Below are 14,442 nucleotides of genomic sequence, written 5' to 3'. Positions count from 1 at the left end.
GAGCCAGTAGCCTGCTTATCCAGCAATAGCCGTGCAAGAGTAAAAAAAAATCGCTAACATTACGGAACTTTACAGCGCCAACAAAAGATGACTTTTTTATGACTCTATTTTCGTCATACCAGGCAGCGAATACCCAGTGACGAGAAAAAGATCAAGCTTGACCAGGCCGTGAAGTAATACGCATCAATCGCTTTATCACATAGATCAATATCAGGACCCGGATATGATGACACGCTCACTGCTTGCTATAGCCATTGCCACACTGGGTGCAGCCAGTGTTCAGGCAACCCCTTTCTTGCCGATGGACGCCCGAGGGCTTGCTATGGGTAATACCGGTGTTGCCAGTGCCCAACGTGCGCACGCGCCGGCCTACAACCCCTCGCTGCTATCACAAGCCGAACACGATGATGATTTTGCCATCCTGTTTCCACAGCTCGGACTTTCCATCGCCGATGAAGAAGAAATGTACGATACCTTCATCGACATGAATGACGAATTGATTCCTGAATTTGAAGCTCTGTTTGATAACGCCGAAAATAACAACTTCAACCAGCACCTGGAAGAACTGGATAATGCCTCCCAGGCCTTGTACGACGCACTCGACAGCCTGAGCGCAAACGATGTCAATAATGTCGATGAAACCATCGCCGAACTACGCGCCAAAAACAACAACTTGCAAAGTGCTCTGGACACCGTCAATGACGACCTGAAACAGGTCGACAGCCTGACAGACCAGCTGACCAGTGATCTGACTTCTATCTCCGGCAACCCGTTCAGTGGCCGTCTGGGCACTTCTGCCGCCATTGCCTTGCCCAGCAAACGTTTTGCCGCGGCCATCAGCTTGTCTGCCAACGTGACCTTTTCTGGCCGCGTTGGCTACAGCTCGAACGATAACAACCTGATTAACGGCTATGGTGATGCCGCCAGTGGTTACGTCGACGATGCCGACGCCCTGAGCACCGACTTCGACGCGCTGCTCAACGATGCCGAGAACGGTGATGTGACAGAAGATGATCTCGACTGGATTACCACTCAAGCCGAAAATACCAGCAACTACACATCCGACAGCATCTCCACCGCAGCCGGTGATATCAGTATCATCGAAAATGGCCAGCTGAGCTCTGAAGCCGAAGATGCCGACATGGACTCCTATCTGGAAATGGTGGGTGTTGCTGTCTCTGACCTCGGGGTTTCCTTTTCCCGGGAGTTCAGCATCTGGGACAAAAAAGTGGCCATTGGTATCACACCGAAATACCAACGCGTTATCACGCTTCACTATGCCGCAGAAGCCGACTATGAAGGTGATATCGACGAGCAGGACCTGGAAGATGCTTCCGAAACCTTTAACCAGTTCAACGTCGATCTGGGGGCTTCCTTCCGTTTTGGAGCCACCAACAAATGGGTATTTGGTCTGGTTGGTAAAAACCTGATTGGCAAAACCTATCAAGCCAAGGAAGTGGTGATTCGCGGCTCAGCAGACTCAACCACTCTGGCAGGGCCAAAAATATCCCTAAACCCCCAGTTCCGCGCAGGCCTGGCCTTTAATGGCAACTGGACCACCGTCGCCCTGGACGTTGATCTCACCGAAAACGACCCGGTTGCCTGGGAAAACCCCACGCAATATGTCGCTGTCGGCGCAGAATTTGATATCTACAACACCTTGCAGCTGCGGGCCGGTTACCGCACCAACCTGAGTGTCTCCGATGCCGAAGTCGCCTCGATCGGTTTCGGCTTCTCGCCCTTTGGCGTGCATATCGATATAGCCGCCATGGCCAACCCCAACGATGTTGAAAAAGAAGCCGGCATCGCTCTGGAAACCGGTTTTTACTTTTAATACCTCGGTCTGACACGCCCAGCGGGTGTCACACCAACCCGAAAACGCCGGCAGGTGACAAGCCCGCTGGCGTTTTTTATGCTTGTCGTTCTGGCAAGACAAGCAAAGCCAGACAACCCACTCGTTCAGGATAACCAACATCATGCAGCCTTATCTGGTCGGCGGTGCCGTCCGCGACGCACTACTGGGCATTCCGGTAAAAGATCACGACTGGGTTGTGACTGGCGCAACACCACAACAGTTGCTCGACCAGGGTTATGAACAGGTCGGAGCCGATTTTCCGGTATTCCTGCACCCGGACACCCACGAGGAATACGCTCTCGCTCGCACCGAGCGGAAGTCCGGCAACGGCTATCAAGGTTTCGAATGCCGTTTCAGCCCCGACATTACACTGGAAGAAGACTTGCTGCGACGGGATCTCACCATCAACGCCATGGCGCAGCAAGAAGATGGCAGCCTGGTTGACCCTTATGGCGGCCAACAGGATTTGCACAACCGGCTGTTGCGCCATGTTTCTCCGGCGTTTTCAGAAGACCCTTTGCGGGTATTGCGGATTGCACGTTTTGCCGCTCGTTTTGCATCCCTGGGCTTTACCGTCGCCGACGAAACCCAAACCCTGATGCGCGCCATGGTAGCAGCCGGTGAGCTAGACCACCTGGTGCCAGAGCGGGTCTGGCAAGAAACCCAACGCGCCTTGCAAGAAAACCAGCCTGCGGTCTATTTTCAAACGCTGCGTGACTGCGGCGCACTGGCGGTCTGGTTCCCGGAAATCGACGCCCTGTTTGGCGTGCCACAACCGGAACAGCATCACCCGGAAATCGACTGCGGCATCCATGCCCTGATGTCACTCACCGCGGCAGCACGTCTCTCCAGCCTGGTGGCAGTCCGCTGGGCGGCTCTGACCCACGATCTGGGCAAAGCCCTGACCGCACCAGCAGAATGGCCGCGCCATATTGGCCACGAAACACGAGGCATCAAGCCGGCCAAGCAACTGGCCAAACGCCTGAAAACCCCAAAAGATGCTGCCGAGTTGTCGTTGCTGTCCAGTCAATGGCACACCCATGTGCACCGGGCACTGGAATTACGACCAGAAACCATCTTGAAGTTATTCGATGGGGTGGATGTCTGGCGTCGGCGGGAGCGGTTTGAGCAACTGCTGCTGGTTGCCAAGGCGGATTCCAGAGGCCGAACCGGTTTTGAAGACTGCGACTACCCGCAAGTGGAGTATTTGCAACGCGCGCTGGCAGCAGTACTGACCATCAGCGCCCAGGACATTATCGCCACCGGTATTAGCGGAGCCGCTATTCGACCCGCACTGGCAGCCGCCAGAAAAACCCACCTGGAAGACTGGAAAGCGCATCAGGCATCGTGATGCCTGGTCTTAGCCATCAGGCAGGTTGCTTGAAACAGGGCACTCGCCCTTCGACATCCACCGGCGGCGTGATTTGCTCCAGCGGTTGCAAGGCCAATGCTGGCCAAAAACTGTCAAACCGCTGATGACTCGATGGGCAACTCAGGTCCGGTGCGATATCCAGCAACGGCCGCAACACAAAAGCACAGCGACGGATATCACCACGCGGTAACGAATGGCCTTCGTATTCACCAACCAGATCGTTGTACAGCAACACATCCACATCCAGCGTACGGGATGAAAATTTCACCGCATCGGGAGCGCGGCCAAAATCCCGCTCCAGCTGCTTGAGCACACGCCCCAACGCTTGTAACGACAAGTCGGTCGAGATCTTGACCACCAGATTGATAAACGCCGGGCCATCAAACCCCATGGCTGGTGAGCGGTACCAGGGCGACACCTGTTCCAGCCCAAACTGCTGCTCCAGTGCCACCAAGCCAGCCACGATGTTTTCTTCTGGCCGCTGGTTGGAACCGATCCCCAGAAAGACAACCGCCATTACAAGACTCCTCGCTCAATTTTTAACCCGACAGCCCGCGCTTGCGGCACCACTGCCGGCTTTTCTACCCGGATCGACAACCAGGGCATGCCAAATTCTTGTAATAACCCGTCAGACAAGCGCTCCAGCAACGATTCCAGCAACTGGAAGTGCTGCTCACGCACAAACCCTTCGATATATTCAGTAACCGCCTGATAATTCAGGGCAAACGCCAGATCATCGGTCACCGCGGCCTGACGAATATCCCAGGCCATTTCCAAATCAAACACCAACGGCTGGCGAACCTGTTTTTCCCACTCAAATACACCAATGACGGCGTCCACCCTGAGGCCTTCAATAAACACTCTATCCATCGATGGCGATCTCCATTGCTGTTACTCCGGCGACAGCCGGTAAATCCACCAAAGGCCAACGGGGAACAACCGCCACCGCCAAATCTGAAGATTGACCCGCAGCCAAACGTTGTGCTCCGGCGTAAGCGATCATGGCACCGTTATCGGTACAAAACTCCAGACGGGGGTAATACACCGCTCCGCCCATGGCTTCCGCGGTATCTCGCAACTGCTGGCGCAAGCGGGTATTGGCACCGACCCCACCAGCAATAATCAGCCGCTTGATACCGGTTTGTTTCATCGCCCGTTTGCACTTCAGCGACAAGGTATCCACCACCGCCGCCTGAAACCCGGCAGCGATATCAGCCTTGTCTTGTTCTGCCAATACACCATCAACAGCCATCGCCAGGATTTTGGTACGGGTAAAGGTTTTCAAACCACTGAAACTGAAATCCAGACCAGGCCGGTCGGTCATTGGCCGCGGGAACGTAAAGCGTTTGTCGTCACCGACCAGCGCCAGCTGACTCAGAGCCGGGCCGCCAGGGTAAGGCAGTCCCATCATTTTGGCCGCCTTGTCGAACGCTTCTCCGGCCGCATCATCCAGCGAATCACCGAGCAATTGATACTGACCAATACCGTCCACCTGTACCAGCTGGGTATGGCCACCCGAGACCAACAGGGCGATAAACGGAAACTCCGGCGGATTATCTTCCAGCATGGGGGCCAGTAAATGGCCTTCCATATGATGAACGCCAATCGCCGGTTTTCCCAGCGCCCAGGCCAGGCTGCGGCCAAAACAGGCCCCAACCAGCAAGGCTCCAACCAACCCAGGCCCCGATGTGTAGGCAATGCCGTCGAGATCGTTTACCACCAGACCGGACTCCGCCAGCGCTTCATGAATCAGTGGCATCACCTTGCGAACATGATCCCGCGAAGCCAGTTCCGGCACGACACCACCATATTCCGCGTGCACGGCAATCTGGGAATACAACCGGTGCGCCAGCAATCCACGGCGGGTATCGTAAACGGCAATACCGGTTTCATCACAAGACGTTTCCAGCCCCAATACAATCACGCCACACCCTTCAACACGTTCATTCATCTGCTCCTGATTTTGGTCGACCGCCACCAAGAATATCTTGCAGCAACAGCCAAGCCGCCCATAATACGGCCCAGTTGATCGAAAGCCAACCAAACAGACCGCCAGGGCTTTGCATTCCGCTGCAAAAAACATTAGAATGCCCGCCCTCTAACTGGGGTCCGTGCAGGAGTTTCCTGAATCATCGGCCTCGACAAAAGAATTCAGCTAAAACGTAGGTGATTGGATGCCCGCTGTAAAAGTTAAAGAAAACGAACCATTTGACGTCGCTCTGCGTCGTTTCAAACGCTCTTGTGAAAAAGCCGGTGTACTGTCTGAAGTACGTCGTCGTGAACACTACGAAAAGCCAACCTGGATCCGTAAACGCCAGGCTGCTGCTGCCGTCAAGCGTCATCTGAAAAAAGTACAACGTGAATCACGCAAGCTGGTTCGCCTGTACTGATTTTTGTTCTGAATAACAACAGGAGCCATCATGAGTACTTTGGTTGAACAGGTAAAAGCAGCAGTAAAAGACGCCATGCGCGCCAAACAGAAAGACCGGTTGGGCGCCTTGCGATTATTAACTGCTGAGTTCAAACGAGTGGAAGTGGACGAGCGCATCGACGTAGATGATGCCCGGGCTCTGGTTATTCTCGACAAGATGACCAAACAACGTCGCGATTCTATTGCCCAGTATACGGCAGCAGGTCGCGATGAGTTGGCAGCCGTTGAGCAATTCGAAATTGATGTGCTTAGCGAATTTCTGCCAGCAGCTCTGAGTGAAGATGAGCTGAGCCAGCTCGTTGCTGATGCCGTTGCACAATCCGGTGCTGCCTCCGTGCAGGACATGGGTAACGTTATGGGCATCCTCAAACCACAGGTGCAAGGCCGCGCAGATATGGCGCAAGTCAGCCGAATGGTGAAAGCCATACTCGGTTAAGCGGCTGGACAGACACCAACGCCAGAGTCAAAACGCCACTTTTTTACAGTGGCGTTTTTTGTTTTCTGCTATCTTTATTTACGCTATACCGCAGGTGTAGTTGTCGACGGGTTGAATAATCGATGGCGGGCCGGATACCACAAGCATTTATTGATGAACTGCTCTCACGCACCGACGTTGTCGATGTGGTAGACAGTCGCGTCAAGCTTAAAAAGGCCGGCAAAAATTACTCCGCCTGCTGCCCTTTCCATAATGAAAACACCCCCTCGTTTACCGTCAGCCGCGAGAAACAGTTCTACTATTGTTTTGGTTGTGGCGCCTCCGGCAGTGCGCTGAAATTTGTGATGGAATTTGACGGCCTGAGCTTCCCTGATGCCGTCGAAAAACTGGCCGCCAGTGTCGGGTTGGATGTCCCTCGCGACCAGCAAAGCCAGGATATGGTACGGCAGCAGCAAGAACAGGACCCCCTGTATCGCCAACTGTCTCACTCCAGTGATTTTTTCAGTCGCCAGCTACGTCAGCATGACCAGCGCCAGCGCGCCGTCGATTACCTGAAAAGCCGAGGCCTCTCCGGCAAGGCAGCCAAGTTTTTTGCCATTGGCTACGCCCCGCCCGGCTGGGACAACCTGCTCGATGCTCTGGGCCACACTCCCGGCGATATCAAACAACTGATCACATCAGGCATGCTGATCGAAAAAGACGACGGCCGTTGCTATGACCGTTTCCGCGATCGCATCATGTTCCCGATACGGGATATCCGTGGCCGCGTCATCGCCTTTGGTGGCCGCGTGCTGGGCGACGAAAAACCCAAATATCTCAACTCGCCGGAAACGCCGATATTCCAGAAAAACAAAGAGTTGTATGGCCTCTACGAAGCCCGCAAAATTCGCCAGAAACTGAATCGCCTGATGATCGTCGAAGGCTATATGGATGTTGTCGCCCTGGCCGAATACGGAATTCACTACGCCGTTGCCACCCTCGGTACCGCTACCAGCGAGCATCACTTGCGACGGCTGTTCAAAATGGTGCCCGAACTGATTTTCTGCTTTGACGGCGACGCCGCTGGTCGCACCGCCGCTGCCCGGGCCATGGAAACCGTGTTGCCCATCCTTGAAGATGGCCTGCAAGCCCGCTTTTTGTTTTTACCCGATGGTGAAGACCCGGACACCCTGATACGACAGGAAGGCAAAGAAGCCTTCGAACAGCGCCTGAACCAGTCCCGCCATCTGCCAGAGTTTCTGTTTGATCACCTCAAACAACAGGTCGACTTCGACAGCCTGGATGGCAAAGCACGACTGGACCAACTGGCCGCGCCACTGATCAGCAAGATCCCGCGTGGCACCCTGCGCGACCTGATGACCGCTGAACTGGAAAAACAGCTGGGCGTGCAAAGCCGGGCAATGAACAAAATCAACAGCGCCGATGACGATCACACACCACCTGCCAGCCAGAATCACCAGCCAGCAATCGAGCGCCATCCACACTCAGATAACGTGCCCGCCTGGCTCGATGATGACACCACCGATACCAGCCACTCCTACAATAACCAGACCGGTCAAAGCGGTTCCGACAACAGTTCCGCCAGCGACAGCCAACGCATGGTAGCGGCAGTGGAACGCGCACTGTCCGCCCTGATACGCAATCCGGCACTCGCCAGCCAGCTGGACCCCGTCGACTTTGAGCCCCTCACCGAGCGCGAACAACTCTTGCTGGAAGTTATGAAAAAGCTGCATCAGTCGCCACAATCCAGCAGCGTTGGACTACTCATACAATGGATAGGCACCCCCTTCCACACCGAGCTGACTCGCCTGGCCAACCACAACGAAACACCGGTCAGACCCGTTCTTGCCGAAGTTGGCAATGCCATCAAGCGCCTCTGTGCCCGCCAGACGGAACGTGAATACCAGTCACTACTGGCACGCTACCAGCACAAGGAAAGCCGCCGCCAAATGAGCGCCGACGATATAAAACAGCTGAAAACCTACCAACGCCAACGCCGTGAACTCACCGCCGGACGTGGCGATATTTACCTGAACAACCCACATCAGCGTTAGATCCGGTCTATGCTGCTTGAAAACACAAACATTCACCCCCATATGGATAAGTCGTATCAGAAATGCCCCGACTCAACACAAAGAGTCCTTGTTGTATATTTTTATTCACAGCCCGGATGGAACCCATCCCCTTGGTGCTGGCCTAAAACCGGTCAAAAAGATATACTTCGGCGCTTTTCTTGCCACGCCTGATACCAACGGATCACAGGGCCCCTATGTCTGCGAATACCCAACAGTCCCGATTGAAAGAACTCATTGCCAAAGGTAAAGAGCAAGGCTACCTCACCTATGCTCAGGTGAACGACCATCTGCCAGATGACATTGCCAACCCGGATCAGGTTGAAGACATCATCCGCATGATCAACGACATCGGCATTCCGGTATCAGAAGTGGCACCGGATGGCGAAGCACTGTTCATGAACGATGCTGCCGACGATGCTGCCGCTGAAGAAGCCGCTGCTGCATTGGCATCCGTTGAAAGCGATGTTGGTCGCACTACCGACCCAGTCCGTATGTACATGCGCGAAATGGGCACCGTTGAGCTGCTGACCCGTGAAGGCGAAATTGTTATCGCCAAGCGTATTGAAGAAGGCATCCGCGAAGTGATGTCAGCACTGTCCTATTACCCGGGCGCCGTACAGACCATCCTCAAGGCATTTGCAGACGCCGAACAGGACCCGAACCGCATTGGTGATATCTTCAACGGTTTTATCGACCCTTCCGATGAAGACCCGGAACCCGGCCCACAAAGTGGCCCTGATGCCGTTGTCGAAGAAACAAACGACTCAGACAGCGATGACGACGATGACGAAGAAAGCGGTGGTATCGACCTGACCGAGGTTAACCGTCGCTTCGAAGAAATCTACGACGCCAACGAAGCAGTGCTGGCCACGATTGAAAAACATGGCCGCGCCAGCAAACAAGCCGAAACGGCCCTGTCTGAACTGGCCTCTGTCTTTGCGCCGATCAAGCTGTCGCCCAAGTACTTTGAACGACTGGTCGTCGCTGCCCGTGAATCATTGCACGTCATTCGCACCCAGGAACGTCAGATCATGATGATGATGACGCGCAAGTGCGGGATGGATCGCAAGGACTTCATCAAGTTTTTTCAGGGCAACGAAGTTGATCATGACTGGATTGAAGGCCTGATCGCCTCTAACAAGCCCTACTCGAAAAAACTCGACACCTACAAGCTCGATATTTTCCGTGCCCAACGCAAAATACAAGCCGTTGAAACCCGTGTTGGCCTGAGCATCCCGGAAATCAAGGAAGTAAACCGCCGTGTTTCCATCGGTGAAGCCCGCGCCCGCCGCGCCAAGAAAGAAATGGTGGAAGCCAACCTGCGTCTGGTTATCTCGATCGCCAAGAAGTACACCAACCGGGGTTTGCAATTCCTGGATCTGATTCAGGAAGGCAACATCGGCCTGATGAAAGCCGTCGACAAATTCGAATACCGTCGTGGGTACAAGTTCTCGACTTACGCCACCTGGTGGATTCGTCAGGCAATCACCCGTTCGATTGCCGACCAGGCACGCACCATTCGTATTCCGGTACACATGATTGAAACCATCAACAAGCTGAACCGTATCAGCCGCCAGATGCTTCAGGAAATGGGCCGCGAGCCAACCCCGGAAGAACTGGCAGAACGAATGGAAATGCCAGAAGACAAAATCCGCAAAGTACTGAAAATCGCCAAAGAGCCTATCTCCATGGAAACGCCAATCGGCGACGATGAAGATTCGCATCTGGGTGATTTTATCGAAGACGCGCATTCCGAGTCTCCGATGGATACCGCCACCAACGATGGCCTGACCGAAGCGACCCGCTCCGTCTTGTCTGGCCTGACGGCCCGTGAAGCCAAAGTGCTGCGTATGCGTTTCGGTATCGATATGAACACCGATCACACTCTGGAAGAAGTGGGTAAACAGTTTGACGTGACCCGCGAGCGTATCCGCCAGATCGAAGCGAAGGCATTACGCAAGCTGCGTCATCCCAGCCGCTCAGATCACTTGCGCAGCTTTATCGACGAATAGTCGTGTAATCGGCCAGCGTGATATAAAAAAACCGGCTTTGCGCCGGTTTTTTTATATCTACTCTTTGCATAGTCACGAGCGCCAATTTATAATCAGCGCCCTGTTTTTGCCAGTTATGGCAGCAACCAGAGGCGTGCGACCGCACACCTCGATCAGAAGGGCCTTTAGCTCAGTTGGTTAGAGCATCCGACTCATAATCGGCAGGTCCCCAGTTCAAGTCTGGGAAGGCCCACCATTTAAACCTTTAAAATCAGATAGTTATAAACCTTTCCTGATTTCTTATCCTTCCCGCCGGGGTTCAGAAAGACGTAACCCCAACCAATCTTCTCCAACACGATTCATCAAAGCGCCGAACGCTAATTTTTCCGGGGTTACATCATCTACATACCCATACATAACGATAGCCTTTACAGCCTCTAACTGCCCGATTAGCTTTACTGGCGAGGCGCATCAAACCCTCACCCATCCAGCCAAATAATACGCTTGACGATATATAAGCTGCAGGGTATTTTTTGAAGAAAGTAGGGACAGTACATGACGTGGGAAATATTAGTCACAGATGAATATGAGGGCTGGTTTCTAGATCTAACTGACGCGGAACAAATTGACGTTCAAGCAATGGTAGATGTTCTGGAAATCAAAGGCCCTAATCTTGGCCGCCCTCAGGCAGACACAATCAAAGGCACAAAGAAGGTCAAAAACCTTAAGGAGCTGGTCATTCAGCACGCAGGAAAACCATATAGAGTTTTCTATGCCTTTGATCCCAAACGACGGGCTGTTCTTCTATGCGGTGGTCGCAAAGATGGATCGAAAGATAAACAATTTTACAAACAGATGGTTCCGCTAGCTGAAGCAGAGTTTGCGGATCACTTAAAAAGCGAAGGCCTCAAGTAGGTCTGGGAGAAATGAAATGGCAAAGCCTTTAAGCGAACTGCGAAAGAAAATGAGCCCTGAAGTACAAGCAGCCGCACGAGCAAAGGCAGTTGGCATAGTTGCAGAAATGTCACTGGCAGAAACTCGTAAGCTGCGCGGTCGCAGTCAAGCAGTGGTGGCTCGCGCCTTGGGTATAGCCCAACCTAATGTTTCTCAAATTGAAAAGCGCCCTGACACAATGATCAGCACACTGGCGTCTTATGTTGAAGCCCTAGGTGGAAAACTCGAAATCCATGCAAAATTTCCAGATGGGCAAGACGTGGAGATCACACAATTCAAACAAGATTGATGACCAATTTCTACAGGGGGCTTCTGTGACATTTATCGAACCGTTTGTAGTAGTCCATCAGATAACCACCAACATCTTTCTTGGCCTCGGCCAGGTTGCGATAGCCTAATCCCTCTGGAAGCTTGAGTTATCAATAAGCCCCCAACCACAAGGCTTGCCAAGCGCCTGGTGTTGGCCCGGCTGCTCTACGGCGCTGGATCAAACAATACGGTTATATATTTACCACTTCCCGTCTCTGTAGTAGGGTTTAAGCCCTTGAATCAGGGGCGTCATCGTATGTCTTCACCCGGTATCGTATTAGTCGCCAACAAGGCCGCGTGTCTTAATGATTTATCTGCCAGCCTGATGCCTCTGCCTGAGCTGGAATCAGCACTGCAATCCGCTATCGGCAGTGAGCTACCCTTGTTTGTTGTGCTATCTGCCAGCAACCATCTATGGGAAACACGGCTGGATGAACTGCAAATCCCCTGGGGGGTTTGCCCGGATGCAAAACAGGGCATCGACCATTGTGCTGCTTTCGGTATCCACAACAATCAGGATTGGAGTGGCTGGCTCATTGATATGGCCCGCTCTCCCGGCCCTTGCAGCGATACGTATAAAGCCTTGGCTGGCTCCATTACCCAGTTTCCTGTCGCCAGCGCCCAGAATAACGCCGGTCATCGTGACTACCCCATAGCCTTTCAAAGCCGCTTTGGATTTAACCTGATGAACCCGGATAATCGTTTGGTCTCGGCAGCTCTGGTTGATAACCACAACGACACGCTCGATGGTAAATGCAAGCCTCCACTGTCATGGCTTAACATGTCATTGGTACATACAGTCGACCACCTTTAACCGGCGAGCACGCCCATCACCACCAAGAACGATGGGTGCTGCAAGCAATACTGTCTTGAACGGATTTTTCTATTGAACACCCTGCCACAACCAGCCTGTATCTGGGTTGACGCCGACGCCGCCCCCAAAGCCATCCGGGATATTCTCTGTAAAGCCGCTGTGCGCACACAGGTGCATATCTGGTTTGTTGCCAACCATACGCTACCGCTACCCAAATCGGAGTGGATCCACAGCCGTACCGTGGCCGCCGGATTTGATGTCGCCGATAACTCGATTGTGCAAAGCGCTCGCCCCGGTGATCTGTTGATTACTCAGGATATTCCGCTGGCCGCAGAAATCATGGAGCTGGGGGTGGATGCCATGAACCCTCGCGGCGAACCCTATAGCCGCGAAACCATCCGTCAACGGCTGAACATGCGTGACTTTATGGAAACCATGCGTTCCAGCGGTATTCAGAGTGGCGGGCCTTCTGCCTTTGATCAACGTGACAAACAGTCGTTTGCCAATAGCCTCGATCGCTGGCTGGCCAAACAGAAAAAAATGGTGCGCCCACAGAGCTGATAATGAGTACTCAACCGCCAACAGTCAGTGACAAACTGGCACCTGATCGTAATTTTGATGATATCTCTGCCCGCTTTCGCAAAACGATTTACGACACCCCCAAAGGCCAGCTGCGCCTGGCGGCCCTGCGACAGGATTTTGCCGACCTGAAGATCGCGCTACCCAACGCCAGGGTATTGGATCTCGGTGGCGGACAAGGGCAATTTGCCCTGGAACTGGCCCGACAAGGGGCGGCGATCCATCTGTGTGATATTTCCGAAACCATGCTGACGCAGGCAAAACACAGCTTTGCGGCCGACAACCTGCCGCTCAACAGTGCCTGTTGCTCCCTGCAGTCAGCCTCAGACCGGTTTCCTGGTCAGTTTGACCTGGTACTCAACCATGCGGTACTGGAATGGCTGGAACAGCCCTACGATGCACTGCAGGCCATCACCAGCAAGGTCGCAACCAACGGCTGGCTCTCGCTGATGTTTTACAACCGCCATGGTCATCAGTGGCGTCAGCTTATGAACGGCCGTACCCATGCTCCGGACGGCTCCAATGATCGGCTGCGCCAGGAAGGCAATGCACCCCAGCATCCTCTCGACCCAGACAAGGTGATGGATAAGCTGCAAGCAGGTGGTTTTGATATTGTCCGCTGGCGTGGCATCCGCTGCATCCACGATCATATGCACCAGAAAATCCGTGACCGTATCGGCCAGTCGGCAGTTAATCAGGCCGATCTGGAATTTGGCCTGCAAGATCCCTATCGCCTGTTCGGTCGTTATATCCATGTAATGGCCAGACGTACCACTCGGTGATAATCAACCCATGAATATTCTGGTATCAGCCTGCCTGCTCGGTCAGCCCGTCCGCTATGATGGTGCCGACAACGCCACCAAACTGGCCCACCACCACTCAACGCTTGATCAGTGGCGGCGCAAGGGATGGCTGATACCGGTCTGCCCGGAAATGGCTGGCGGTTTGCCGACCCCACGACCGGCGGCGGAAATCGTTGGCGGTGATGGTGCGCAGGTATTGGCTGGCCAGCGCCGAGTGCTGACATACAGTGGTGACGACGTTACTGAATCGTTTCTGGCGGGCGCTCGGCACACCCTGGCTTATGCCCAGGCCCATAACGTACAAGCGGCGTTACTGGCATCACGTTCTCCTTCCTGTGGCACCGACAGTACTTACGATGGCTCATTCAGCAAGCAGTTGACACCCTATAGCGGCATCACCGCTGCGCTGCTGCAACAGCATGGCATTGTCTGCTTTCCGCCGGAACGATTTGAGCAGTTGTTAGAGTGGGTGCAACAGCAGCAGTGCCTGGGTTCGAAAGAGTGTGATTGATATAAAAGCCGTACGACAACGAAGGTTGCCGTTGATTAAGCATGAATATTTATAACAGGGGATTTGATCATGAAGCGGACGCTTCGAAGGATTTTTCTGAGATTTCTCTGAAATGGTGCGCTCGGGAGGATTCGAACCTCCGACCACCTGGTTCGTAGCCAGGTACTCTATCCAGCTGAGCTACGAGCGCACATCAGAAAAGCACTCACGATTTGAATCATTTATTTAATCTAATAAATGGTGCGCTCGGGAGGATTCGAACCTCCGACCACCTGGTTCGTAGCCAGGTACTCTATCCAGCTGAGCTACGAG

The 14,442-nt window shown here is 53.7% G+C and carries 15 protein-coding genes and 2 tRNA genes; 13 read left to right on the top strand and 4 right to left on the bottom strand.

Going from position 1 to position 14,442, the window contains the following annotated elements; genetic code table 11:
• Positions 1-223: 223 nt before the first annotated feature.
• Positions 224-1,834, top strand: coding sequence for a conjugal transfer protein TraF (gene traF / locus Q8W32_RS12330; RefSeq protein WP_305415155.1), 1,611 nt, complete (start codon positions 224-226; stop codon positions 1,832-1,834).
• Between the two features lie 142 nt (positions 1,835-1,976).
• Entirely contained in the window at positions 1,977-3,206 is a 1,230-nt protein-coding gene (locus Q8W32_RS12325; protein ID WP_305415153.1) for a multifunctional CCA addition/repair protein, read from the top strand.
• Positions 3,207-3,222: 16 nt separating this feature from the next.
• On the opposite strand, the gene folK is transcribed toward Q8W32_RS12325, so the two are convergent.
• The 3 genes from folK to tsaD are packed head-to-tail and all read right to left on the bottom strand — an operon-like array spanning position 3,223 to position 5,151.
• Positions 3,223-3,744: a 2-amino-4-hydroxy-6-hydroxymethyldihydropteridine diphosphokinase gene (folK, locus tag Q8W32_RS12320; RefSeq protein WP_303434206.1), complete on the bottom strand. Its 522-nt coding sequence runs from the start codon at positions 3,742-3,744 to the stop codon at positions 3,223-3,225.
• Positions 3,744-4,097, bottom strand: coding sequence for a dihydroneopterin aldolase (gene folB / locus Q8W32_RS12315; RefSeq protein ID WP_303434205.1), 354 nt, complete (start codon positions 4,095-4,097; stop codon positions 3,744-3,746). The genes folK and folB overlap by 1 nt, the downstream gene beginning before the upstream one ends.
• Positions 4,090-5,151 carry a tRNA (adenosine(37)-N6)-threonylcarbamoyltransferase complex transferase subunit TsaD gene (tsaD, locus tag Q8W32_RS12310; RefSeq protein ID WP_305415250.1) on the bottom strand — a complete coding sequence of 354 codons (1,062 nt, stop codon included), beginning with the start codon at positions 5,149-5,151 and terminating at the stop codon, positions 4,090-4,092. The genes folB and tsaD overlap by 8 nt, the downstream gene beginning before the upstream one ends.
• A gap of 250 nt (positions 5,152-5,401) precedes the next feature.
• Between tsaD and rpsU the strand changes: the two genes are divergently transcribed.
• From rpsU to Q8W32_RS12255, 11 genes are all read left to right on the top strand, one after another.
• Positions 5,402-5,617, top strand: a complete 216-nt coding sequence (gene rpsU / locus Q8W32_RS12305) for a 30S ribosomal protein S21 (RefSeq protein ID WP_303434204.1) — start codon at positions 5,402-5,404, stop codon at positions 5,615-5,617.
• 30 nt (positions 5,618-5,647) lie between these two features.
• The gene (locus tag Q8W32_RS12300; RefSeq protein WP_303434203.1) at positions 5,648-6,094 is read left to right on the top strand and encodes a GatB/YqeY domain-containing protein; all 447 of its coding nucleotides are present in this window, start codon (positions 5,648-5,650) and stop codon (positions 6,092-6,094) included.
• A 122-nt stretch (positions 6,095-6,216) separates the two neighbouring features.
• Positions 6,217-8,148: a DNA primase gene (gene dnaG / locus Q8W32_RS12295; RefSeq protein WP_305415150.1), complete on the top strand. Its 1,932-nt coding sequence runs from the start codon at positions 6,217-6,219 to the stop codon at positions 8,146-8,148.
• Between the two features lie 215 nt (positions 8,149-8,363).
• Positions 8,364-10,181 carry an RNA polymerase sigma factor RpoD gene (gene rpoD, locus Q8W32_RS12290; protein WP_303434201.1) on the top strand — a complete coding sequence of 606 codons (1,818 nt, stop codon included), beginning with the start codon at positions 8,364-8,366 and terminating at the stop codon, positions 10,179-10,181.
• A gap of 158 nt (positions 10,182-10,339) precedes the next feature.
• Positions 10,340-10,416: transfer RNA gene (locus Q8W32_RS12285), tRNA-Ile, on the top strand.
• 299 nt (positions 10,417-10,715) lie between these two features.
• Entirely contained in the window at positions 10,716-11,075 is a 360-nt protein-coding gene (locus Q8W32_RS12280) for a type II toxin-antitoxin system RelE/ParE family toxin (RefSeq protein WP_020406119.1), read from the top strand.
• A 16-nt stretch (positions 11,076-11,091) separates the two neighbouring features.
• Positions 11,092-11,403: an XRE family transcriptional regulator gene (locus Q8W32_RS12275; RefSeq protein ID WP_305415146.1), complete on the top strand. Its 312-nt coding sequence runs from the start codon at positions 11,092-11,094 to the stop codon at positions 11,401-11,403.
• A gap of 276 nt (positions 11,404-11,679) precedes the next feature.
• Positions 11,680-12,237, top strand: coding sequence for a hypothetical protein (locus tag Q8W32_RS12270; protein ID WP_305415144.1), 558 nt, complete (start codon positions 11,680-11,682; stop codon positions 12,235-12,237).
• Between the two features lie 72 nt (positions 12,238-12,309).
• Positions 12,310-12,798 (top strand): YaiI/YqxD family protein, encoded by a 489-nt coding sequence (locus Q8W32_RS12265; protein ID WP_305415143.1) that lies wholly within the window; start codon positions 12,310-12,312, stop codon positions 12,796-12,798.
• A 2-nt stretch (positions 12,799-12,800) separates the two neighbouring features.
• Positions 12,801-13,598 carry a methyltransferase domain-containing protein gene (locus Q8W32_RS12260; RefSeq protein ID WP_303434196.1) on the top strand — a complete coding sequence of 266 codons (798 nt, stop codon included), beginning with the start codon at positions 12,801-12,803 and terminating at the stop codon, positions 13,596-13,598.
• A 10-nt stretch (positions 13,599-13,608) separates the two neighbouring features.
• Positions 13,609-14,130 (top strand): DUF523 domain-containing protein, encoded by a 522-nt coding sequence (locus Q8W32_RS12255; protein WP_305415142.1) that lies wholly within the window; start codon positions 13,609-13,611, stop codon positions 14,128-14,130.
• 113 nt (positions 14,131-14,243) lie between these two features.
• On the opposite strand, the gene Q8W32_RS12250 is transcribed toward Q8W32_RS12255, so the two are convergent.
• A tRNA-Arg gene (locus Q8W32_RS12250) sits at positions 14,244-14,320 on the bottom strand.
• Between the last annotated feature and the right edge of the window lie 122 nt (positions 14,321-14,442).

Source organism: Oceanobacter sp. 3_MG-2023 (assembly GCF_030688925.1).
Taxonomy (GTDB): domain Bacteria; phylum Pseudomonadota; class Gammaproteobacteria; order Pseudomonadales; family Oceanobacteraceae; genus Oceanobacter.
The sequence above is the reverse complement of the archived record's forward strand: the minus strand, read 5'-3'. Positions and strand labels throughout refer to the sequence as shown.

Coding starts and splice junctions, on each gene's coding strand:
- traF (WP_305415155.1), top strand. CDS start 224: ATGATGACACGCTCACTGCTTGCTATAGCCATTGCCACACTGGGTGCA.
- Q8W32_RS12325 (WP_305415153.1), top strand. CDS start 1,977: ATGCAGCCTTATCTGGTCGGCGGTGCCGTCCGCGACGCACTACTGGGC.
- folK (WP_303434206.1), bottom strand. CDS start 3,744: ATGGCGGTTGTCTTTCTGGGGATCGGTTCCAACCAGCGGCCAGAAGAA.
- folB (WP_303434205.1), bottom strand. CDS start 4,097: ATGGATAGAGTGTTTATTGAAGGCCTCAGGGTGGACGCCGTCATTGGT.
- rpsU (WP_303434204.1), top strand. CDS start 5,402: ATGCCCGCTGTAAAAGTTAAAGAAAACGAACCATTTGACGTCGCTCTG.
- Q8W32_RS12300 (WP_303434203.1), top strand. CDS start 5,648: ATGAGTACTTTGGTTGAACAGGTAAAAGCAGCAGTAAAAGACGCCATG.
- dnaG (WP_305415150.1), top strand. CDS start 6,217: ATGGCGGGCCGGATACCACAAGCATTTATTGATGAACTGCTCTCACGC.
- rpoD (WP_303434201.1), top strand. CDS start 8,364: ATGTCTGCGAATACCCAACAGTCCCGATTGAAAGAACTCATTGCCAAA.
- Q8W32_RS12280 (WP_020406119.1), top strand. CDS start 10,716: ATGACGTGGGAAATATTAGTCACAGATGAATATGAGGGCTGGTTTCTA.
- Q8W32_RS12275 (WP_305415146.1), top strand. CDS start 11,092: ATGGCAAAGCCTTTAAGCGAACTGCGAAAGAAAATGAGCCCTGAAGTA.
- Q8W32_RS12270 (WP_305415144.1), top strand. CDS start 11,680: ATGTCTTCACCCGGTATCGTATTAGTCGCCAACAAGGCCGCGTGTCTT.
- Q8W32_RS12260 (WP_303434196.1), top strand. CDS start 12,801: ATGAGTACTCAACCGCCAACAGTCAGTGACAAACTGGCACCTGATCGT.
- Q8W32_RS12255 (WP_305415142.1), top strand. CDS start 13,609: ATGAATATTCTGGTATCAGCCTGCCTGCTCGGTCAGCCCGTCCGCTAT.